The following is a 22,369-nucleotide window of genomic DNA, read 5'->3' on the forward strand; positions in this document are numbered from 1 at the left end:
GGCAAATCATATGTGATTAATTCCTAAACCAATCGCCTCATGCTCAGATCCTTTTACAGGTGCACCAATCGTTCCATATAATGCAACAGCAACCCATTCGCCTTCTTTTTTTCCGTCGTATGGTGTACCGCGCACAATCGCAAAACGAAGTCCTACTGTACGAAGAACGTCTGCTAACTGAATTTGACCTCTCGTCACTCCGTACAAAGCTTCCATAATTGCATGATAAAGTGCATGTGTTTCTCTGTAAACGTCTGTTTCAATAACTTGGTTGCTTTTAGCCGCTGTTTCCATTGCTGCGACAACCTTTTGCGAATTCATTGAACCCACTTTCCCCGTACAATACTTCCAACCTTTTGGAATGGATAATACAGGACTTTCATTCTCATCCGCAAGTGCCAACAGCATGGCCATACGACCAATTCGATGTGTTCCTTGAAGAAGCATGTGACTCTCTCATTTCTTTTGAATTATTTGAATATTACTCAATTTAAGAATATATGAAAACATTTAAATCGTCAATAGTTTAAAATCATATTCAAATATTTTTTTCATCCCCATAATTTTGTGTACACAAATGATTTACACAAAATTTCCAGACGTGCTATAGTCTCACTAACAGATGCAAAGGGGCGAAATTTCAGTGACAAAACGAAAAGATATTCATTTTCGAATTGAAGAGAAATTACTTGAAAGGTTTGAATTAGCACTCCATTACGAAGGTTTAAAGAAAACAGATGTATTAACGCACGCAATTCAGCAATTTTGCACGAAAGTGGAATGCGAAAAGATGAATGATGTAAAACGCCAATACAACGTAAGTAACCATTTACAAACACGTATTAATACGCATAAACATTATGAAGAAAAACATGTGAATTTAGATGAAGTCGTCATGGATCATTTACAACTTCAAGGAGATGAAAAAATATTAGAGGTTGGGTGCGCTAACGGGAGTTTCCTTTCCCTATTACAAACTAACGGTCATACAGGACATTTAACAGGTTTGGATCAATCGAAAACGATGCTTTCTGAAGCTACAATAAAAAATAGCATAATCGAGTGGAGACTAGGTGACGCTGGTAAACTTCCTTTCGAAGCTAATTGCTACGACTGGATCGTCGCAAGACATATGTTATACCACATGAAAGACGTCGAAAAAACAATCCAAGGATTCCATAAAGTAATACGTCCTGGTGGCTCACTTTTAGCTACAACAAATTCTGACGTTACATTACCTCGTATAGTTGAAATGTGTAACCGCATGTTAGACGCATTTGATTTACCGAAAACAACATCTTCAGTCACGCCATTTTGTTTGGAAAATGGTAAAGAGATATTACAGTCTGTTTTTCCAACTGTTGAAGAAGCAGTTATTCATAATGCTCTCGTTTTTCATCATGCTACTCCGATTGTAAACTATATTTCTAGCATGTTTCCGTCGCTAAATATACCTGATAATACATACCTTCACACGGAAATGAAGGTATGGCTAAAAGAAGAAGTAGAAAATGAATTGTCACTTCATAACGGTATATGGCGTGATCCAAAAACGTTAGCCATTTATCAATGTCAAAAAGAAAACAGCTAGCATTTGCTAGCTTTTACACGTTTTCTCGTAAAAGTTTCTCCATTACTACATTGCCTTTACCACCATAAAAATCTGTATTATGTTCGTCTGCCACTCCAAAATAAGAGGCAATTGCTATTCCGAATGGTACAAATGCATGCCCTTGTGCTGTAATGATATTTGAGTGTTGCACAACTTCTTTATACACGAAATTTTCTATTGGAAAACAATCGAACTTTTGATAATCTATAGTCGCAGTATAAGAAATCCCCTTAAATAAGCCCGCTTTTGCTAGCGCATACGGTCCAGCGCAAATTGCCGCCACTAATTTTTCTTGTTCATGAAATTGACGAATGATTGAAAAAAGAGATTTTGCATCTTCCAACTGTACTTCTTCTCCACCTGGAATAAGTATCCCCTCATACTCATCTACACATACTTCACTTACTTCTATATGCGGCTGCACTTGCAACCCAGTTTCACTTATAATCAATTCTTTTGTTAAGCCCGCTGTTATGATTTCATACTTCGTTTTCAGCAATGCCGTTGCTACTGTTATTTCAAACTCTGCAAATGTTGGGTATACAAATAAAAGTATTTTTTTCATAGCCCTCTCTCCTTTAACCAGTACATAAAATATACCTCTAGATCGTCCACTGTTAATCTATTCGTATCCAAATAAGTTACAGGAAATTGTTTATACCAATCTTTTTCCGTTTCTACTAATTTAAATTGCTCCTCAAATGTACTTCGTTTTCTTGTCCTATCGTTATTTTTTCTATCATATACATTCTTTTTCGTCACATCTAAATAAAAAATGGCATCTGAACGACATTCTCTTAATTTATATAATTCACCTTTCAATTCAGCTTCTATATCCCACTCTTCCCCTATAATCGTTGGATAAAAGAGTGTAAAAAACTCAATGTCTTCTGGTCCGCGATCAAAAATTACGACTGAACCTTTCACATTTTGAAACTCCTTAATTTTTGCTTCAATAAACATTTTTTGATTTATGATAAACCCTTCTTTTGAATTCATATCCAAATTTAATCGCTTTCGCTTTTCTACAATTGGATAAGGATTTTCATATATAACCGAAAGCCCACATCTCTCTAACCTTTTAGCCAATGTTGTTTTTCCGCTAGCCATCGGCCCTTGCAGTGAAATTACGTATACCATACCTCTCATTCCCTTACACTTTAGTACACCTATAATATACAGAATTTTTAAAACTCTCAACATTATATATATCATCTTGTTTCTTATTCCTATCTAACTTATAATAAAAAATAGAGATTATGACGGACGCATCAATAATGTAAGCTTGGAAATCCAAGCTTACATTATTTTTTGCTTTCCCTTTTCGAATAAAAAGAGTATACTAGATTAGAACGTATGTTCTTAATGATTACATACAGTAAGGAGATAGAACAATGGTATACGACACAAAAGCAATTTCTTGGAATGAGTCTTTAAAACAACTTCAACGCCGCTATACAAACAAACAAGTTGACCGAAAAGAATTTGAGGATATTGAACTGATGGAATTCTTCCGCGATAACGACTACATTTCTTTACCTACACATATAAGCGGCCTATCAAAAACACGTTTTACTTCTTACTCTATTTTCACAACTGAAGATAAAGATCGTAAAGTTGGCACACTTATTATTGAGTATGTTGAAGACGATAATAATAATTTATGTGTTGAACAACTATACTTCGTTTAAACTATAACGCTTGGTCAAAATGACCAAGCGTTCTTGCTTTCTATGAATCTCACTGTATATAATATGAATAAAAGAAAACCGCTATCATTAAGGGGGGATATGCTTGCTCGAAGGATGGTTCAGTTGGTTCATTGTATTATGGACGGTTATTTTATTAGGGCTTATGTCTATCGGTGGATACTTTATGTTCAGAAAATTTTTAAAACGATTACCAAAAGAAGACGGCATGTCCATTTTGGATTGGGAAGAACACTACATAAATAAAACGAGACATTTATGGGCTGACGAACAAAAACAATTGTTAGAAGAGCTTGTAAGCCCTGTTCCAGAACTATTTCGCGATGTTGCAAAATCAAAGATCGCTGGAAAAATCGGGGAACTTGCATTACAAGAAAATGCCTCTCGAATTACACAAGACTTAATTATTAAAGGATATATCATTGCCACACCAAAGCGTGATCATAAATTTTTAATTAAAAAACTACAAGAAAAAAAGATTGATTATTCTAACTATAAATCTTTACTCGCAAAGTAACTCCATATTATTTTCGATAAAAAAGACAGCGCCTTTAACGCTGTCTTTTTATTTAGTACATATACAGTTTTTAAGTTAGCTTCATATCTTTTTCATTATAAAAACCATCTTCTTTTTCCATTTCCTTCTGTAATTTCGTAAAGGAACGATACATTGCAATTCTCCATGACACAATCATCGCAAACGCAAGTAAGAAGAACATGCCACTAAGTTGTCCTAAATCAAGAGATTGGCTTAAGTATGTTTTAAATACAATCCGCACGACAAGTAATCCAATTAATATAAAAACAAAGGCTTTTGAACGCTTCAAATAAATCTCTTGTCCTCTAATTTCAAACTTAGATGTTTTAATAAGAAAAATAGAGAAAATCAAACCGACACCAATTGCTTCTAACATTTCTGCTGGAGTTAATCGAAATTCAGGAAAAACATACATCAATGCGCCCGTACTCATAAAAAATGGCGGAAGTATAATTTTTTTCAATGTTGCAGGTTTCTTAGCTGCTTTTAAACGAATAAACATCGCACCGACAGCCATACAAACAGCAACGATACTGGATAAAACAACTATGTTCATATTTTCTCATCCTTTTTTGTGGCTATATGCAAAATATACTTTCATTATATGCTTTTCCGTTAGTATTTCCAACATTTTCGCAGAATAATACTAAAAACCGGTAAAACCACCAAATAAACTTGAGAAATATACGATAATTTTCGTCATCCAGTTAAAGTATAGGAAGACACCCATAACAATCATAATGTATCCTCCGACTTTCATGAAGGCCATACTATTTCTTTTAATCCAAGACATTTTCGTAATAAAAAATGACAGTACGAAAAACGGGATAGCAAATCCAAGTATGTAAGCAATCATGTAAATCATTGCTGATTCTGGGTTTGTTGCTGCTAATCCAATTACGGACACTAGAATTGGTCCGGTACATGGCGTCCACCCTGCTGCAAAGGCTAATCCAATTAGTACTGATCCAAAATAGCCACTTGGACGATTTTTAAATGTAAATTTACGGTCTTGCATTAAAAATTTCGGCTTAAACACCCCGACAATAATTAAACCGAACACGATGATAAAGATACCACCTAACTGTCTGATTAAATCTTTATAGTCAGTAAAGATTCCTCCAATAAAACTTGTACCAAATCCAATTGCAATAAATATAATTGAAAATCCAAGTAAGAAAAACGCTGTATGTATCATACTTCTTTTGCGAAGCATTGCATTTTCTTCTTTCAATTCAGAAACCGACATACCTGTTATGTACGATAAAAATGCCGGATAAAGCGGTAAGCAACATGGGGAAATAAATGATAAGAACCCGGCGCCAAACGCTAAAAAAATACTAATATCTTGCATCATTCCACTCCTCTCCCTAAATATTGTAACAAAAACACATAAAAATACTATGAACAATTCGTGAAATCACTTTTACAACGTGGCAATAAGAAAAAACATATTTCCTCACAGTTTCTAATAAAACGTTTTCATTTCCTTCTATTATATAGAAAAAACTCAAATGCATTATGAAACTCCTTTAATTGTTATTAACATAACAAAGGTAACATAGTTTCTCAAATAATTAGCACGCTACTAGTACGTCTATTTACATATTTGTTTAAAAAATATTTTTTTCAAATGCTGTCTCTATACAATGCAAAGTTGATTTTATAATACTTCTACTATTAATAATTTCAAGATTATGCATAAATATCATACTTTTATTATTATTCTATAAAATGTCATACTTTTCTTTCATTTGACCCTTTATTTCTAATTTTGTATACTTCCCTCTAGTTATATATTTTCGATACGGAACAACTTCATATAGATGGGAGGAATTTTTCATGCTTCGTTATTCTCTTTTAGTTTTATTAGGAGCGTGTAGTTATGGAATTTTAGCTATTTTTGTTAAGCTTGCATATGCAGAAGGATTTTCACTTGGAGAGGTAATTGGCAGCCAATATTTGTTCGGTTGGATTATTTTGCTTGCTATTACACTTCTATTTTCTAGACATCGCGTTCCTTTAAAGCAAGCATTACTTTTATTCGTTGCAGGAACATCTGCAAGTTTTACCGGAATTTTTTATTATGCCTCATTAAAAACTGTACCAGCTTCTATTGCAATTATTCTTTTATTCCAATTCGTTTGGGTCGGAATTATCATTGAAGCAGTCGCAACAAAAACATTACCTTCAAGAGAAAAAGTTATTTCTGTTATTTTCTTACTTGTAGGGACATTTTTATCAAGTGGTTTACTAGAACAATCAGCAGGTGCTTTCGATACGACTGGAATCATTTTAGGTTTATTATCTGCTGTTACATTCGCAACATACATTTTCGTGAGCGGAAAAGTTGCTGTTGAAGTACCTTCATTACCGCGCGGTGTTCTCTTAATGACTGGTGCTTTAACTTTAGTCATGATTGTATTCCCACCAACATTTATTTTTAATGGTGCCATTTCTCAAGGTCTTTGGAAATACGGTTTAGGATTAGGAACATTTAGTATCGTCATTCCATCTATTGCCTTTACAATCGGGATTCCAAAAATCGGTTCTGGCTTAGCGACTATTCTTGGTGCAGCGGAACTACCAGTTACAACAATTATGTCCGTATTCGTTTTAAAAGAGGCTGTACTATCTTCACAATGGTTCGGTGTATCACTTATATTAATTGGGATTGCAATCCCGCAAATTGCATACGCAATGCGTGGACGTTATCGTAAACATCCTACGCATAAAAAAGTCGCAGCATAAAGTGAAACTTTAATTAGTTGAACCAATCGGGCTTTTATGGGATAAACGAGAGAGGATTTTCATTTGAGAATCCTCTCTTTTATTGTTGTATACTTATGATAACTATTTTGCTGAAGAAAGAAGGCATACTACATGGTATCTATTTCAAATCAACTAAAAGAAAAACTTATTTCCATCCGTCGACATTTACATGAGTATCCAGAACTATCATATGAAGAGTTCGAAACAACAAAAGCAATAAAAAATTGGTTAGAAGAAAAAAATATTACTATCATTGATTCCAATTTAGAAACAGGAATTATCGCTGAAGTGTCTGGTAATAAAAACGGACCAATTGTAGCAGTTCGTGCTGATATTGATGCCCTTCCTATTCAAGAAGAAACACATTTGTCCTATGCATCTAAAGTACGAGGGAAAATGCATGCTTGTGGACACGATTTTCATACAGCTGCTATTTTAGGTACTGCTTTCTTATTAAAAGAAAGAGAATCTTCCCTAAATGGAACGGTTCGCTTCATATTCCAACCAGCTGAAGAAAGTAGTAATGGCGCTTGCAAAGTTATTGATGCTGGACATTTACGTAATGTGCAAGCGATTTTCGGCATGCATAATAAACCTGATTTACCAGTAGGTACAATTGGCATTAAAGATGGTCCACTGATGGCTGGAGTTGATCGATTTGAAATTGAAATTCACGGAGTTGGTACACACGCGGCTGTACCAGATGCTGGCGTAGATCCTATTGTCGCATCCTCTCAAATTGTGATGGCACTGCAAACAATTGTAAGCCGAAATATAAGTTCATCTCATAATGCGGTTGTTAGTGTTACAAATATTCATGCAGGAAATACGTGGAACGTGATTCCTGAAAAAGCTACGTTAGAAGGAACGATTCGCACGTTCCAAGCTGAAACACGTGAAAAGATTCCAGCACTCATGGAGCGTATTATTAAAGGTGTATCTGATGCATTAGGTGTAAAAACGAAATTCCGTTTTTATTCAGGTCCTCCTGCTGTTCACAACGATAAAGCTCTTACAGACTTATCTACTCAAGTTGCCACAAAGATGAATCTTAATATCATCTCGCCTAGTCCGTCAATGGCTGGAGAAGATTTCTCATTTTACCAACAGGAAATACCAGGTTCATTCGTCTTTATGGGAACGAGCGGTACACATGAATGGCATCATCCTGCTTTTACAATTAATGAAGAGGCACTGCCTATAAGTGCAGAATACTTTGCTTTACTAGCCGAAAGAGCACTTAAACAATTCTCATAAAAAAAGCCGTTCAAAGTGCATCTCAGCACCCTGAACGGCTTTTCTTATTAAGTTAAATCACGTTTTAAAAACACAGTATATGAAATACATAAAAATACGAACAAATAAAGCAGTAACATACATGATGCAAACGGGAATGTTACTCCATCAATAAAACTTCCATTCTTTGAAATACTATATAAATCTGTGTTTGCTGGCAATAAATATTTCGCCCAGTTATATCTAGTGGCTGCTAATAACGCAATATTGCCTGATAAAGCAAGGAATAGTGAAATACCAATTGCACCTCCACTAGATCTCGTTAACACAGAAATCATAAATGCAAACGATGCATACACAACCGTTGGTAACCACGATAAAACATAATATTTACTTGCTTCCACAAAAATATTTTGTTTTATTATATTTCCATCTTGGAAAATAAACTCACTCCATGCAGGCTGTTGGAATTTATAAATAACAAGTCCACATAAAGCGGAGAAAATCATATTAAATATAAACAATAAAGCTGCAAATATAACGATTGCTAAAAACTTTGCTGTTAAAATTTTAAATCGACTCGCCGGACGGATTGTTAAAAATTTATATGTTCCCCAGCTATATTCATTCGCAAAAATTGTACTTGCATACACGAGGATAAATGGGAGCAAAATTGGAAATACGATAAAACCTGTATCTCTCATGAAAGAAAGTGGAGAACTGCTTGCCGGTGCTGTATCCGTATCTAAATGCTTCATCTTAAGCTGGTATTCTTTTACAAGCTCATCCCCTGATTTTTCTGCTAAAATAGCTTCTTTTTTCATGCCAAGCTTTTTCTCAATTTCTACAGTACGTTCTGTATAATCTACTTTCCATCCTTTTGTTTCCGGTTCAAAATACTTTACCGTAACCCACCCTAATCCGATTATTAATACTGCAATAACCGCAAATGGAATAATCGTTCGCTTCCGCTTAAATATTTTATACAGTTCGTTATATACTAAATTAAACAATATCTTTTCCCCCTGTTAATTCTAAAAATTGCTCTTCTAACGTTTTTCTTTCTTCATATACACGATACACTTGAATATTTTTCTCAAGCAATGTACGAATAACATTTGGGATTTCTTCATCTTTTACGTTAATAATTAATTCATTATCCTTTAATAAAACATCATGCCCTAACATTTCCGCTGCTTTATTCGCATCATCTACACGTATACGGATCGTCTCCATCTCTTCACTTTGACTATGCTGAATATTTTGCGTAGCCACATATTCCCCGTGCTGAATAATGATAACTCTGTCACACATTAATTCAACTTCTGAAAGTAAGTGACTCGATACAAGTACAGCTTTTCCTTGTTCGTGTGCAATTTTTTTTATGTACATTCTCATTTCATGTATTCCACTAGGGTCTAATCCATTCGTCGGTTCATCTAGTACCAACACATCCGGATCGTGAATAAGCGCCTGAGCGATTCCTAAACGTTGTCTCATGCCGAGTGAATATGCTTTTACTTTACGATTAATTACTTGTCCCATTCCTAACAATTTCACTACTTCATCGATACGTTCTTCGGTCACATTACCATTCATTCGTCCGAAATATGTTAAATTTTCATACCCGCTCAAAAAAGGATAAAATTCGGGTGTCTCAATTACCGCCCCAATTTTCGCAGCGGTTTTTTCAAATTGCTGTTTCACAGATTGACCATCAATCCATACTTCACCTTCTGTCATACGGATCATACCAACCATCATTCTCATTAAAGTCGTTTTTCCAGCACCGTTTGGTCCGAGTAAACCGACAACCTCGCCTTTTTTCACTTCAAAACTAATATTTTGTACAAGTGTCTTTGAGCCGATTCGCTTCGTTAACCGATCGACTTTTACAATTGATTGTTCATTTGTCATTCTATACAACCTTTCCTTCCCATTCTTTGTCAGGTCTTTTCACTGTAACATGATTATTTTTATGTGTAAAATAGAAAAAAGCATGATTTCTCATGCCCTTTCTTTTAATCGCAACGAATTTTCATCTTTTAAACTTCGAACAAATCGATAACATTGCATCATCGTTATTAAAACGACAGTCATCATAATTATACTAATAATTACAACTGCATATATTGTAATTGGCGCACTATTTACTCCTTGTATCCCTGCGATTTTCATAAAGATAACCGTGAATAATTTCAAAAATAGCATCCCATTAATTAATCCGAAAACAAATGCTGCTCCATAAATGAATAATTGCTCCTGACATAATAAACATAGTACTTCTTTTCTTTTTATATTTTCTGCTACATAAGATGTAAACTCCTCTCTCCTCACTAGCAAAAGGGAGTACATCATTTTATATGTAGTAAAAATACATATGAAAATTAGTACAATAAACAGTGTGTAAAAATACATTTGAAATACAAATGCATCCCCTACTTTCAAAATAGCTCCTTCATTAAATTGTAACGATATCATAAAAAACAAAATCATAGTACTCATAGCAATCCACATAAATTGCTTCATCCTTTTGGTAGCAAATGTTCTAATATTTTTTCTCGCTAACCGACATAAAGACATAAAATTCTTCCCCTACCTTATTACATACGCATTCTATACTACTAGTGTATAAAAATATGACATTTTAAACATCGCACTACAATCGGAATTTCTTCTAAGTCTTTAGTCCTATAAAACGAAATGATAAAAAATCACATTTAGAATATAATTGTAAAAAGGAGGAGATTGCATGCGTATAAAATTACTATCAATCTTGTGTTTATTATTACTCACAAGTTGTAGCCAAATAAAAAACAATGAAGTTGCCATTGTTGAGCCATACAAATTAACAAAAGAGCAAGCTTCTATTTTACAAATGACTCCTTTTCAAGAAGGAAATAGCATATTTTATAACGTTACTCTTAAAAATGATAAAGATGAAATAAATGCTACAATTGATTATTATAACAATGGTAAAAAAACAAAAGAAATTGCTAATATAGCTACCTCACATTTTTCAAAAAAGAAAGTAAAGCTTTCTTTTTTACCGCCACATTTCCAATTCGATAAAGATATACAAGAAAAAAGGCAGTGGTATCTGAATATTGAAGGTGGTTCAACACTTGTTCCTGAAGAAGCGCCACCAAGCGTAAATAGCTCTGCAACTACTACAATCCAATCTATAAAAAATTTAAAATACAATCAAAAAACAACTTTAGCTGCTGTAATCCAAAGCAGTAAAAAAACTGTAAGCGTTCCTACCATTGATGAAGAAACAGGTATTGATCTACTCTTAAAAGAAAATGAACACGTTTATCTATTTAGTATCGAGCTAAAAAAAGAACAATAAAGCGGAAATGCAACTTAAGTTGCATTTCCGCTTTATTGTTTAATAAGGTGTACTTTTATGGATTTGAATTAAATCCATATTCTGTTACTACTATTGCTCATCTTCTACTTCTATTCTTTTCTTCTCTCTTGCAATTTTTAAAAACTCTAGCAGCTCTGGATTACTATTCATTTTTTTGTAAGCCACTGACATTTCTGCAACAAAATTAGAATCATATAACTCTTTATATACAACTTCTGTTTTATATAACTTATTTGCCGACACGGGTATTACTGTAATTCCAATCCCTGCTGCTACAAGCCCCATAACTGTTTGATACTCTGTTGCTTCTTGTACAATACGCGGACTAAATCCAACTTCTCTGCAAAGAGATAAAATTGTATCATACAAAGCTGGCCATACTGGTCTCGTAATAAATACAAACGGCTCATCTCGTAAATCTTCTATATGTATTTCATCTTTCTCTGCAAGTGGATGTGCCTTTGGTAAACATAAGGTGCAAGATAACCTTTGAATTGGCTCTAATTCTAATAATTGTGTTGGAATTGGTGGACGTAAAAAGCCAATATCGATACGGTTATCATGAAGTGCATGAACTTGATCTGGTGTTGACAATTCATGTAATGCAACAGACACTCTCGGAAATTTTTTTCTATATTCCCTAACAATTGATGGTAAAATATCATATATCGCCGCACCTACAAAACCAATTGAAAGTGATCCTACTTCTCCCCTTTGCGCACTTTGTGCAACTTCTACTGCTTTTTCAATTTGTTCAAACGCCTTTTTTACTTCTTTTAAAAACATTTCTCCTGCTTCTGTTAGTTCAACCTTTCTTTTCGTTCTTGAAAATAATGTAACTCCCATTTCTTTTTCTAATTGCTGTATTTGTTGACTAAGTGGTGGTTGTGTCATTTGTAAACGAGCAGCCGCCCGTCCAAAGTGTAACTCTTCTGCCACAACAACAAAATATTGCAAATGCCGTAATTCCATTTTTGGACACCCTTTTCACTTTCGATTAATATGTCTAATATATTAATAACATATAATTTATATATTAGACAAATATTTTGAATGAACGTATAGTAGAAATTGTTAATTCTTTTTTACAATTTTTATGTAAAAAAAGAAAGAGGTGGTTACTGTATGAAATGGTGGAAGTTAAGCGGACAAATTTTATTACTATTTTGTTTCGCTTGGACAGGTGAATGGATTGCAAAACAGGCACACCTCCCAGTTCCAGGAAGTATAATCGGTATTTTTTTATTATTAATTTCATTAAAATTTAACCTAGTTAAAAAAGAATGGATACAGGACGGAGCAGATTTTTTATTAAAAGAACTTATTTTATTTTTCATCCCTTCTGCAGTCGCTGTCATACGTTACAGAGATACACTAACACAATATGGAATCGATCTCATTTTAATTATTATGATTAGCACTCTTTGCGTTACCTTAGTTACAGGACTTTTAACAGAATTGCTACTAAAGCGGAAAGGATCAACGCAATGATCGGATTTCTTTGTTTACTATTAACACTATTCACATATTGGCTATCAAAAAAAATGTATCAACGATGGAATTGGAGTCTACTTTCTCCTCTTCTCGTCTGTCCCATTATTTTAATTGCTTTATTGCTCGGATTAGATACACCTTATGAAACATATGAATCTGGTGGTCACTGGTTAACTGAATTATTAAAACCCGCAACAGTTGCTTTTGCATGGCCAATCTATAAATACTTTGATTTATTAAAGAAACATGGAATGGCTATCTTACTTAATGTCATTGTCGGTTCGTTTTTATCAGTCATTACTTCAGCACTACTAGCAAATTATTTTCAAATTGATTCATCACTAGAACATAGTTTAGCGCCACATATCGTAACAACACCAATCGCAATGGCTATTTCAGAAATGATTGGTGGTATGTCACAATTAACTGCTGTATTTGTCGTTTTAACTGCCTTAACAGGAGCATTGCTCGGTCCTTCTCTCATACGTATTTGCCGTATTAAAACAGCAATCGCAAAAGGTATTATGTTAGGAACGAGCGCAAATGGAACCGGTACATCAAAAGCATTCGAAATCGGTCCTGTGGAAGGAACAATTGCAAGTTTATCCATGCTTTTAACAGCAGGCGCTAGTTTAGTTATCGTTCCGCTTTTCTTGTCTTGGATACATTAAAGAAGCAAGTATTTACATACTTGCTTCTTTATTTATATATTGGTACAGCAATTCATAATCCTCTGGAAAAGCTAAACACAATTGTTCAACTTCATGTATCCCTTTCCAAGCAATTTCATGTATTAACTCATCAGGATCTTGGATTTTCATATTACCGCCTATTTGTTTAACAAAATAATAATGGACATACACTGGAACACCGTATGTAATACCCTCTTTTTCATATATTTTATTTACAACTTCCACATTGTAACCTGTTTCTTCCCAAACTTCCCTGATACAACATTCTTCTAGTGTCTCTCCCTTTTCAAGTCCTCCACTTGGGACAGACCACCTTTTTTCTTCTCCCTCTTTTCCCTGCAGTACCATTAAAACTTCATTTTTTTCATTTACACATACCGCTGCACTACCTATCCATCTCTCCATAAACATCCCTCCCCTACTAAAATTCGCCTTCTTTATTATTTTCCCCTTGAAAAAAAGAGGAAAATAATAAAACAATGACGAAAAGTTACATCAACTTCATAGACAATCCCTTCTTAGAAATTAAAAATGGAAGGATGAAAATATGATTTCTAATTATGTTGTGGAATGTGTCTTTTGTGAAGAAAATCGAAAACCTCGCCAAGCTATTGTCACAGTTCCCGCCACTACTCAGCTACTAGCCCTTGAAAAAGTGCGCGCGGAATGCAAACGTCGCTTCGGAAAAACTGTATTATTGCAAACAGAAATTAAAGAAGAAATAATTTTCGAACAAAAAGAAAGCTGACCATAAATTGGGCAGCTTTCATATCCGATCATATTTTCACATGAAGATTAGGGGCATCCTCTTTAAGGATCGGGATTTTCCCATTATGTACGTTCCATAATGGTCATCGAACAATATATTTCTATGCAATTAACTATTGAATAGAATAGGGCAAAACTTGTTCGCATTTTTAGAAAAGGGATAGGGATATAATTCAAGTAGTACTTCGAATACTCGAACTTTACACTCATAATATTAAAACAAATCCTTTTATATGGGAAATATGAATTACCTATATAATTCATTCGTAAAATATATTAATAGTTTGCTATATTAATTTTATCCCGCTATTTGTAAGCAGTAACCCCCTACTGATTATAATTTCACTTTATTCCATCAATAGCATACACCCAGCTAAAACCGGTGTCATAATCATCGAAAACCTCAAAAGCGTTCGCGGTGCATAATTTGTAAACTTCGCGCCAATGTATGCCCCTAACATGGTCCCAATCAATACTTGCAATAACAATATATAATCTAAATATCCTTCCGAACTATATCCTATCCCGCCTCCAATTGCAATCGGTAATATAACAAGCATTGTTGTCCCTACAGATTGCTGAATCGTAAGTCCCAATAGAACCATTAATCCAAGTTGAATAAACGGTGCAGAACCAATCCCAAATGAACCAGCCATCATTCCAGTAACTAATCCAAGGCATACACATTTCAACAAGTAGTTCACGGAAAACTCTTTATGTTTATATAAAGACGACTTTTCTTTGTTTTGGAACATAATTAATTTAATAAACATAAAAATTGCCGATAAAAATAACATCCCAGCTGTAAACCAATGAAGAAGATGTGCTGGTATAAGTGAACCAAATTTAGAACCAATATAAGAGCCAATTGCGCCAAATCCCCCAACAATCCCGCCTATAATAAGTGCAACATTGCCTTCACGGTAATGACTTACAACACCTGATAATGTCGTAAATGCCATTGCAGTTAAAGATGTTGCAAGAGCAACATGAATAGGAATTTGGAATACTAAAGTGAGTATCGCGATAATAAACCCAGCTCCTCCAGCTCCAACAAATCCTAATAAAATACCCATTACTAACATTGTTATAATTATTGCCACAGACTTTCCCTCCAGTAACACAATTATCCATCATATTTATGCTTACATACAAATAAAAAGCATCCTAGATGGATGCTTTTTATTTCAATGATATGTACTTAATCTTGATTAATCAAAATAACTGCTGGACCAGCGACCACCACTCCAGCTACTTCTATCTTTTCAAATTCCTTTACTGTAATAGAGATAACTCCTTCTCTTTCCATCAATTCTTTACTCAGGACATCAGTCGGGATTGCTTTCACCGTCTTACCTCCTTTTCATTTATACAATATGATAAAGTGAAACTTTAATGAGTGGGGTTTTTGTCCGTACTTATTAATTATTACCCCTCACCAATCGGACTAATAATCACCCAATGCATCTATATATATGCATCACCTCCGCTTTCATTCCTTATTCCACTCAAAAACCTTCTCCCCCTTCCGTGACATATTGAAAAATAAAAAAGAAGCTATAACATATAGCTTCCCTCTACGTTTCTTTAATCTTTATGCACCGTATATTCCATGACTTTTCCATCTCTATCAAATTGGAAAACAAGCTGTTCGCTATCTATTGGAATAAAGCCACGTTCAGTCCCAAGATAATACAAAGTGGTAACTCCTTCTTCCCCACTTCTCGTTTCCGTTGGAGCTCCTAACAATTGGATAATTTCTTCATTTGATTTCCCTATTAATTTATATTTTTGTAATAGATCATCTACCATATGTACCCGCTTATCTGCATGATTTAACCATCTATTTTGATTAAACTCTGATGTATATTCATTTACACTTAGTTGTACAGTGCACACTATTAATGGTATGAGTGCTACTATTAAAACCCCCAACATTTGCTTCTTTTCTTCATTACGATTTTTAGAAACATATAAAATAGCCCTTTGAATCATGACTAATAAAACAAATGGTATGAATACTACAAAAATGCTCCTTACACTTAAGGGTATATGGACCATATCAATGACGAATATAAATACAATGTACATTACTATATACAAACAAAAATATACATACAAAATGCCACGTAGCATAGCGTTCAGAAAGATCTCCCCTTTTAACTCACTATATAATTCATCCGGCTAATCATTTCTCGAATCTGTTCTAATTCTTGCACTGTATATACTACTTTCCCTGCTAAGATTTCATTTCTGAAGAACGTTACAATTTGCTCCCGATCTTTTAATCTAGGTGTTTCCTCACTAGAAAGATCTATTATTTCTTTTCCATTTTCATTATAAAAATATACAACTGGTTTTACCTTTTCTTTTATACTATTAGCCTGCATTTCTTTCAAACAATTGTATAAAATTTGAGATAGTTTCTTCGCCTTATATACTGGATTTCCTTCATTTTTCACTTGCATAGTTGACGAATCTTTACCTACTATATATTCAAATGTCTCTTCTTTTTCAACTTCTTGTTGATACTTACCCATTTCATCAATCATAAATGAATATATACCAGCATTTTCTTTCGTTAAACCATGAATTAATTTCTCTTCCCATTCTTTCGTCTCAAGTAGATAAATACCAGTTTTGCACAAGATGAGATGATGGATTCGATTATCGTTTATTTCACTATTATTTTTAATAAAAACATTCGGCATGATTTCAATTTCAGCATCTAATATGATGCCTTGCTCTATGAATCCTCGCTTCATATAATGTAATGTTTCGTACGTATTCATTTCAGCGCCGTTTTTAGTATATTCTCGTAAATTTGCAATTAATTTTTGAAACATATGTATTTCGTTATTATGTTTATTTTGTATTTCACTACGTTCTTTACTATGTTGCATAGCTAATTGATTTTTCATCATACGCATATTTTCAATTTCTCTATTTGCACTTACTTGTAAATCATTGTATTTTTTCTGTTCCATATTTTTTAAATTATTTTGTTGTTCTTTATGCTCTATCACCGTAGCTGCAATTTCGTTTTCATACGTTTCAATTGCTTGTTTCTTTTCAAATTCTACTTGCTGACTCTCTGATTCTAACTGTTTATTTTTATAAAACAGCACAAATACTACAGCTAATAATATTAAAACCGCACCTATTAGCACATAATTCATATTTTTACCCCTTTATTTCATTTTCTATTATTTTTTTAAAATATATCTACTATAGTATACTATGGTTTCGATATAGACTTTGTAAAAGTTGTATATTTTTAATAAAGTGAAACTTTAATCAGTGGGGGTTTTGTTCCTTCCCCACTGATTATTAGTTGAACCAATCGGGCGTTTACTGGCAATTGATCCCCCCTAACTTCTTTGCTTCCGCTGAATTTTGAGGTGGGGGGTCTTACCGCCAGTTAATGCGGGATAAAAGGCACCTCTGACGGGGCACCTTTTATTTTCACTCTATTGTACACCATACTGAATATAACTTGGATCGTAGTATATCCATTGATTTGTCCCTAAGCAAAGCCATCCATCTTGCTTACTCCATACTCGATACGATTCACCATGATGTAACTGTCTTATAACATTTCCTTTTAATGATGGAGCGTCACGTAAATTTACATTATCACCAGTAATAGTCGCCACATAATGTTTATACTGAATATAACTCGGATCATTATATACCCACTGATTTGTCCCTAAACAAAGCCATCCATCTTGTTCTCCCCAAACTTCATATGTTTCGCCACGATTCAATTGGCGAATTACAGTAGACTGCAAAGATGGTCCACTTCTCAAATTCACATTATCTCCATTAATTATAGCAACCCCGTACACTGGAGTTGCATTATTAGGCGGAGAAACATTCCCTCCACCACTTGCTCCATTCCCTTGTAAAGCTTCTAGTGAAACTGCAGCTGATACATCACAATTTCCTACACCTGAAATTTGTCCAGAATCTGTGTACTGCCATGCTGTCCACGCTGTCCATCCACCAGCATCAGCAGGCGGTGTACTCGAGTATTTAGCAATCCAAAGTGGAATATCACTTAATCCGCTAATTCCGAACTCATTAATATACCAAACTCCTGTATATAACATTACATCTTTTCCAGTAGCCTGTTTCACATAATTTATGAAGCTTCTTGCCCAATTCGATATAGCGCTACCAGTTAAATTACTATTACTCGGATCTTTTGGTGATTCTAAATCCAGAACTGGCATTAAGTCTGTCTGGTTACTTTGTAATATACTCACAAAATATTTCGCCTCTGAAATTGCATCATTTTGTTCTGGACGTGCAAAATGGTATGCACCAATTAATACATTCGCACTTCGGGCTGCTTGTACATTTTTAGTAAAAGTAGGATCAATGTAATTTACACCTTCTGTCGCTTTTGCATACGCTGCTGGAATTCCAGATGCCTTCACTGCATTCCAATCAATATTCCCTTCCCAATGAGACACATCAATAAACGTAACATTTGAACTCGATCTGTTTTGCATATAAAATCTCCTATCAATTTTTTTACTTCGTATACATACAATATGTACAAGTTTCATAAGAGGACACGACATTTATGCTATAGAAACAAAGAGTAAATATATTTTGTATACAAAATAAAAAAGACCTTGTATTTACAAGGCCTTTTGCAAACTCCCTTTATTTTGTAACAAGTACATATTATAATACAAACCTTGCTCACTTAGTAATTCTTGATGTGTTCCTCTTTCTACTATCTCTCCATCATGCATCACAAAAATTTGATCTGCATCTTGAATTGTAGATAACCTATGCGCAATGGCTATCGTCGTTCTACCTTTTCGCATTTGTTGCAACGCTGTTTGAATAGCCTCTTCTGTTTCTGTATCGATATTAGCTGTTGCTTCATCTAATACTAATACTTTCGGATTCGTTGCTATCGTTCTAGCAAAAGCAATTAATTGTCGTTGACCGCTTGAAAATGCTGCACCTCTTTCTACTACTTCTGTTTCATACTGCTCTGGTAACTTTTCAATAAACGTATTCGCTTGCACAAATCGAGCAGCTTCTTTTACTTCTTCATCCGTAATTTCTTCATTATACATACGAATATTTTGCTTTACATTTCCAGCAAATAAAAATGCATCTTGCAATACGAGTCCTATTTTCTTTCTAATTTCTCGTTCTTCAAATTTTTCTAAATCTTCACCGTCTATTACAATATTTCCTGACTTAAGATTATAAAATCGCATTAACAAATTCATAATCGTACTTTTTCCGCTACCAGTATGCCCAACAAAAGCAACCGTTTGCCCTTGTTTCACGTGAAATGATACATTTTTTAAAACGTCACGCTTTCCATCATACGAAAAAGTAACATTTTTAAATTCAATATCTCCATCCACAACTTGAGGATTCTCATTGCCTTTTTGAACCGGTGCTAAATCTTTCTCGTCCATTAAATGAAATACACGTGATGACGAAACAAGTGCCTGTTGGAAAAAGGACAATTTCATCATCATCTCATTTACAGGTTGGAAGAAACGATGTATATAGTTAACAAAAGCATATAAAACTCCTACTTCAACAGGGCTCTTTAAAGCATCAATCCCAAATAAACCTAGTACTAAAGCAATAGCTACAATATGTACTAAATCCGTAGCTGGTCGTAAAAGTAATGCGTCTAACTTCAATGTACGTCGCCCTGCACTATAATGTTTATTATTCACTTCTTCAAACTCTTTTCTCATACGTTTTTCTTGTCTGAACACTTGAACAATATTCATTCCTTGTATGGACTCGTTCAATTTTGCATTTAACACGCTTAGTTGATTACGTACTTCTAAATAAAAAGCTGCACTTTTCCGGCGATATAATACCATAATCGCGAACATTATCGGAATTAATACGAGAGAAAATAACGCTAATTTTACATCTAATAAAAACATCGCTATTAAAATACCTACTAAAAAGACTACATTTTTCACAAATGTTGATAATACACTGACATAAAAATCTTTAATCGCTTCCGTATCATTCGTTATACGAGATACGAGCGTACCAATTGGCGTACGATCAAAGAAACTTAATGATAGCTTTTGAACATGTTCATATACTTCAACTCGCATATCTTGAACAATCTTAAAAGCAATGTTCTGAAAGTACAATAGATTTAAATACGTAAATAATACTTTTAATAAATGAGCAACTATGTAAATTACAAATAAAGTAACGAGTGCTGATCGTTCAAAATCCTGCGGTACTAGGTGTTCATCGAGGAATTGTTTAATTAAAAAAGGCCCCATCATTTCCGTTACTGTCGCACCAACTAAAAAGATAAATGCTAAAGATAGCAACCCTTTATATGGCTTCATATAAGAAAGCAATCTACTTAAATCACTTCGCTTCTTCTCTACCATCATACGCCTCCTTTCTCAACTAAAGCTTCTAATTGCTGACTTTCATACATTTCTTTATACCAGCCGTTTTCCTTCATTAATTCCTCATGTGTACCTCTTTGTACAATTCTACCTTCATCAACAACAAGAATAAGATTGGCATGCTGAATTGCACTTAATCGGTGTGCAGTAATAATCGTCGTTTTCCCTGCTCTTTCCCTCTTTAAGGCACTTAAAATTGTCTCTTCTGTTTTTGCATCTACCGCTGATAAACAATCATCCAAAATTAAAATTTCAGCATTTGTTAATAAAGCACGAGCAATAGAGATTCGCTGTTTTTGACCACCAGATAACGAAACGCCTCTTTCCCCTACTACTGTTTCATATCCTTCTGAAAATTGGAGGATATCATTATGAATACAAGCAATATCTGCAGCTTGGGTAATTTCATTATATGTAGCATCCGCCTTTCCAAAGGCGATATTCTCACCAATACTTGCTGAAAATAAAAAATGATCTTGTGGCACATATGAAATAGCAGAACGGACACCATGAAGTGTTAAATCTCGAATATCTCGCTCCCCAACTTTTAATTCACCATTAAAATGATCATACTCACGGATTAAACATTTTAATAAAGTCGTTTTCCCTGCACCTGTACGTCCTACAACTCCTAGCGTTTCGCCCTTCTTCAAATCAAAGTGAATATCGTTTAAATGTAACAGTTCATTTTTCTTATACGAAAATGAATCAACGGCAAACGAAACATTACCGCTCGCTATCGTATGTACAGCATTTTCTCTATTTACTACATCTGATTTTTGTGAAAGAATTTTTTCTACACGGTCATATGAAGCACGCCCACGCTCCATAATATTGAACAACCATCCAAACGCTAACATTGGCCAAACGAGGGTACCTAAATATGTCGTAAATGTAACGAGATCACCTACTGTTAATTCACCTCTTACAACTAATACCGATCCGTAACATACTGCAATTAAAAAAGAAAATCCAACGATAAGAGCGATTGTCGGATCAAATAACGAATCAATACGTGCAACTAACACATTTTTATGCACAACATCTTCTGATTTTTTTCGAAACGCCTGCAAATCTTCTTTCTCTTGTCCAAGCGATCGAATCACTTTCATTCCACTCATACTCTCTTGCACTTTATCATTAATTTCCGAAAACGATTGCTGTGCTTTATGAAACCTTTTATGTAATAACGTTCCATAATAATTTGTCGAAATGGCTACAATCGGCATCGGAATTAAACTTAACAATGTTAACTTCCAACTAATTGTAAAACCCATCGCTACGAGTACACATCCCCCAACAGCTAATGAATCAACAAGCGTTAAAACACCCGCTCCAGCAGTTTGCTGGATCGCTTGAATATCATTGGTCGCATGTGCCATTAAATCACCTGTTCGATTTGACTGATAGAAAGATGGACTCATCTTTGTAAAATGTTCATATAAATTTTTTCGTAATTGGCGAGCTAATTTTAACGAAGACCCGAAAATCATAATACGCCATATGTAACGTAATATGTACATCGTAATACCTACAATTACTAATAGTACAACCCAATTTAGTAACTTATTGGTCGTCAATGTTCCATCATTAATTTCATCTACAACGATTCCAATTACTTTTGGTGCTACAAGTTCTAAAAGTGCAACGCCAAATAATAAAATAATTCCGGTTATGTATGCTCGTTTTTCTTGTTTAAAAAACCACGCTAAATTCATAAACACTTTCATTTTTTTCCTCC

Annotated in this window: 27 protein-coding genes; 9 read left to right on the forward strand and 18 right to left on the reverse strand. The window is 34.3% G+C overall.

Annotation, left to right across the window (positions count from 1 at the left end):
- Nucleotides 1-6: 6 nt before the first annotated feature.
- Entirely contained in the window at nt 7-447 is a 441-nt protein-coding gene (gene hutP, locus ACS2FK_RS26580) for a hut operon transcriptional regulator HutP (RefSeq protein WP_000926516.1), read from the reverse strand.
- A gap of 196 nt (nt 448-643) precedes the next feature.
- Between hutP and ACS2FK_RS26585 the strand changes: the two genes are divergently transcribed.
- On the forward strand, nt 644-1,591 hold the full coding sequence (locus tag ACS2FK_RS26585; RefSeq protein WP_063548373.1) for a class I SAM-dependent methyltransferase: 948 nt from the start codon (nt 644-646) through the stop codon (nt 1,589-1,591).
- A 13-nt stretch (nt 1,592-1,604) separates the two neighbouring features.
- On the opposite strand, the gene ACS2FK_RS26590 is transcribed toward ACS2FK_RS26585, so the two are convergent.
- A complete protein-coding gene (locus ACS2FK_RS26590; RefSeq protein ID WP_016512444.1) occupies nt 1,605-2,177 on the reverse strand; it encodes a DJ-1/PfpI family protein in 573 nt (190 codons plus the stop codon).
- Nucleotides 2,174-2,761: an AAA family ATPase gene (locus ACS2FK_RS26595; RefSeq protein ID WP_140157222.1), complete on the reverse strand. Its 588-nt coding sequence runs from the start codon at nt 2,759-2,761 to the stop codon at nt 2,174-2,176. Before ACS2FK_RS26595 ends, ACS2FK_RS26590 begins: the two co-directional genes overlap by 4 nt.
- A 245-nt stretch (nt 2,762-3,006) precedes the next feature.
- On the opposite strand from ACS2FK_RS26595, the gene ACS2FK_RS26600 reads away from it, so the two are divergent.
- The gene (locus tag ACS2FK_RS26600) at nt 3,007-3,303 is read left to right on the forward strand and encodes a hypothetical protein (protein WP_000262400.1); all 297 of its coding nucleotides are present in this window, start codon (nt 3,007-3,009) and stop codon (nt 3,301-3,303) included.
- Nucleotides 3,304-3,406: 103 nt separating this feature from the next.
- Nucleotides 3,407-3,838 carry a DUF2621 domain-containing protein gene (locus ACS2FK_RS26605; RefSeq protein WP_063548377.1) on the forward strand — a complete coding sequence of 144 codons (432 nt, stop codon included), beginning with the start codon at nt 3,407-3,409 and terminating at the stop codon, nt 3,836-3,838.
- A 70-nt stretch (nt 3,839-3,908) separates the two neighbouring features.
- Here the strand turns inward: ACS2FK_RS26605 and ACS2FK_RS26610 are convergent, their stop codons facing one another.
- The 3 genes from ACS2FK_RS26610 to ACS2FK_RS26620 form a co-directional block, all read right to left on the reverse strand.
- A complete protein-coding gene (locus tag ACS2FK_RS26610; RefSeq protein ID WP_001028640.1) occupies nt 3,909-4,415 on the reverse strand; it encodes a CcdC family protein in 507 nt (168 codons plus the stop codon).
- A gap of 90 nt (nt 4,416-4,505) precedes the next feature.
- On the reverse strand, nt 4,506-5,213 hold the full coding sequence (gene ccdA, locus ACS2FK_RS26615; RefSeq protein ID WP_001152676.1) for a cytochrome c-type biogenesis protein CcdA: 708 nt from the start codon (nt 5,211-5,213) through the stop codon (nt 4,506-4,508).
- Nucleotides 5,214-5,229: 16 nt separating this feature from the next.
- Nucleotides 5,230-5,379, reverse strand: a complete 150-nt coding sequence (locus ACS2FK_RS26620) for a hypothetical protein (protein ID WP_002152557.1) — start codon at nt 5,377-5,379, stop codon at nt 5,230-5,232.
- Between the two features lie 322 nt (nt 5,380-5,701).
- On the opposite strand from ACS2FK_RS26620, the gene ACS2FK_RS26625 reads away from it, so the two are divergent.
- Complete coding sequence (locus ACS2FK_RS26625) at nt 5,702-6,610, forward strand: EamA family transporter (RefSeq protein WP_000947044.1); 909 nt, start codon at nt 5,702-5,704, stop codon at nt 6,608-6,610.
- Nucleotides 6,611-6,742: 132 nt separating this feature from the next.
- A complete protein-coding gene (locus ACS2FK_RS26630; RefSeq protein WP_000253676.1) occupies nt 6,743-7,888 on the forward strand; it encodes a M20 peptidase aminoacylase family protein in 1,146 nt (381 codons plus the stop codon).
- 47 nt (nt 7,889-7,935) lie between these two features.
- Here the strand turns inward: ACS2FK_RS26630 and ACS2FK_RS26635 are convergent, their stop codons facing one another.
- From ACS2FK_RS26635 to ACS2FK_RS26645, 3 genes are all read right to left on the reverse strand, one after another.
- Nucleotides 7,936-8,880, reverse strand: coding sequence for an ABC transporter permease (locus tag ACS2FK_RS26635; RefSeq protein WP_000482759.1), 945 nt, complete (start codon nt 8,878-8,880; stop codon nt 7,936-7,938).
- Nucleotides 8,873-9,784, reverse strand: a complete 912-nt coding sequence (locus ACS2FK_RS26640; RefSeq protein WP_063548379.1) for an ABC transporter ATP-binding protein — start codon at nt 9,782-9,784, stop codon at nt 8,873-8,875. Before ACS2FK_RS26640 ends, ACS2FK_RS26635 begins: the two co-directional genes overlap by 8 nt.
- 90 nt (nt 9,785-9,874) lie before the next feature.
- Nucleotides 9,875-10,450: a hypothetical protein gene (locus tag ACS2FK_RS26645; protein WP_000050626.1), complete on the reverse strand. Its 576-nt coding sequence runs from the start codon at nt 10,448-10,450 to the stop codon at nt 9,875-9,877.
- Between the two features lie 169 nt (nt 10,451-10,619).
- Here ACS2FK_RS26645 and ACS2FK_RS26650 point away from each other — a divergent pair, with 169 nt between their 5' ends.
- Nucleotides 10,620-11,219, forward strand: a complete 600-nt coding sequence (locus ACS2FK_RS26650) for a hypothetical protein (RefSeq protein WP_063548381.1) — start codon at nt 10,620-10,622, stop codon at nt 11,217-11,219.
- A gap of 90 nt (nt 11,220-11,309) precedes the next feature.
- On the opposite strand, the gene alsR is transcribed toward ACS2FK_RS26650, so the two are convergent.
- On the reverse strand, nt 11,310-12,212 hold the full coding sequence (gene alsR, locus ACS2FK_RS26655) for an acetoin biosynthesis transcriptional regulator AlsR (protein WP_000423235.1): 903 nt from the start codon (nt 12,210-12,212) through the stop codon (nt 11,310-11,312).
- A 153-nt stretch (nt 12,213-12,365) separates the two neighbouring features.
- Here alsR and ACS2FK_RS26660 point away from each other — a divergent pair, with 153 nt between their 5' ends.
- On the forward strand, nt 12,366-12,731 hold the full coding sequence (locus tag ACS2FK_RS26660) for a CidA/LrgA family holin-like protein (protein ID WP_000872365.1): 366 nt from the start codon (nt 12,366-12,368) through the stop codon (nt 12,729-12,731).
- Complete coding sequence (locus ACS2FK_RS26665; protein ID WP_000578965.1) at nt 12,728-13,405, forward strand: LrgB family protein; 678 nt, start codon at nt 12,728-12,730, stop codon at nt 13,403-13,405. Before ACS2FK_RS26660 ends, ACS2FK_RS26665 begins: the two co-directional genes overlap by 4 nt.
- 12 nt (nt 13,406-13,417) lie before the next feature.
- On the opposite strand, the gene ACS2FK_RS26670 is transcribed toward ACS2FK_RS26665, so the two are convergent.
- Complete coding sequence (locus tag ACS2FK_RS26670) at nt 13,418-13,831, reverse strand: NUDIX hydrolase (RefSeq protein ID WP_053563807.1); 414 nt, start codon at nt 13,829-13,831, stop codon at nt 13,418-13,420.
- Nucleotides 13,832-13,973: 142 nt separating this feature from the next.
- Here ACS2FK_RS26670 and ACS2FK_RS26675 point away from each other — a divergent pair, with 142 nt between their 5' ends.
- Nucleotides 13,974-14,174 (forward strand): DUF3903 domain-containing protein, encoded by a 201-nt coding sequence (locus ACS2FK_RS26675; RefSeq protein WP_000625226.1) that lies wholly within the window; start codon nt 13,974-13,976, stop codon nt 14,172-14,174.
- A 367-nt stretch (nt 14,175-14,541) separates the two neighbouring features.
- Here ACS2FK_RS26675 and ACS2FK_RS26680 read toward each other — a convergent pair whose 3' ends face one another.
- From ACS2FK_RS26680 to ACS2FK_RS26710, 7 genes are all read right to left on the reverse strand, one after another.
- Complete coding sequence (locus ACS2FK_RS26680) at nt 14,542-15,297, reverse strand: sulfite exporter TauE/SafE family protein (RefSeq protein ID WP_000974667.1); 756 nt, start codon at nt 15,295-15,297, stop codon at nt 14,542-14,544.
- Between the two features lie 98 nt (nt 15,298-15,395).
- On the reverse strand, nt 15,396-15,542 hold the full coding sequence (locus ACS2FK_RS26685; protein ID WP_000644411.1) for a BC1881 family protein: 147 nt from the start codon (nt 15,540-15,542) through the stop codon (nt 15,396-15,398).
- A gap of 239 nt (nt 15,543-15,781) precedes the next feature.
- On the reverse strand, nt 15,782-16,330 hold the full coding sequence (locus tag ACS2FK_RS26690; protein ID WP_063548383.1) for a hypothetical protein: 549 nt from the start codon (nt 16,328-16,330) through the stop codon (nt 15,782-15,784).
- A gap of 23 nt (nt 16,331-16,353) precedes the next feature.
- Nucleotides 16,354-17,373 (reverse strand): NERD domain-containing protein, encoded by a 1,020-nt coding sequence (locus ACS2FK_RS26695; RefSeq protein WP_063548385.1) that lies wholly within the window; start codon nt 17,371-17,373, stop codon nt 16,354-16,356.
- Nucleotides 17,374-17,664: 291 nt separating this feature from the next.
- Complete coding sequence (locus ACS2FK_RS26700; protein ID WP_063553417.1) at nt 17,665-18,711, reverse strand: GH25 family lysozyme; 1,047 nt, start codon at nt 18,709-18,711, stop codon at nt 17,665-17,667.
- A 132-nt stretch (nt 18,712-18,843) separates the two neighbouring features.
- Entirely contained in the window at nt 18,844-20,607 is a 1,764-nt protein-coding gene (locus ACS2FK_RS26705; RefSeq protein WP_063548387.1) for an ABC transporter ATP-binding protein, read from the reverse strand.
- Nucleotides 20,607-22,358 (reverse strand): ABC transporter ATP-binding protein, encoded by a 1,752-nt coding sequence (locus ACS2FK_RS26710; protein WP_023522787.1) that lies wholly within the window; start codon nt 22,356-22,358, stop codon nt 20,607-20,609. The genes ACS2FK_RS26705 and ACS2FK_RS26710 overlap by 1 nt, the downstream gene beginning before the upstream one ends.
- Nucleotides 22,359-22,369: the final 11 nt, after the last annotated feature.

Origin of the sequence: Bacillus cereus group sp. BceL220 (assembly GCF_051776965.1) — a bacterium.
GTDB classification, from domain to species: Bacteria; Bacillota; Bacilli; order Bacillales; family Bacillaceae_G; genus Bacillus_A; species Bacillus_A cereus.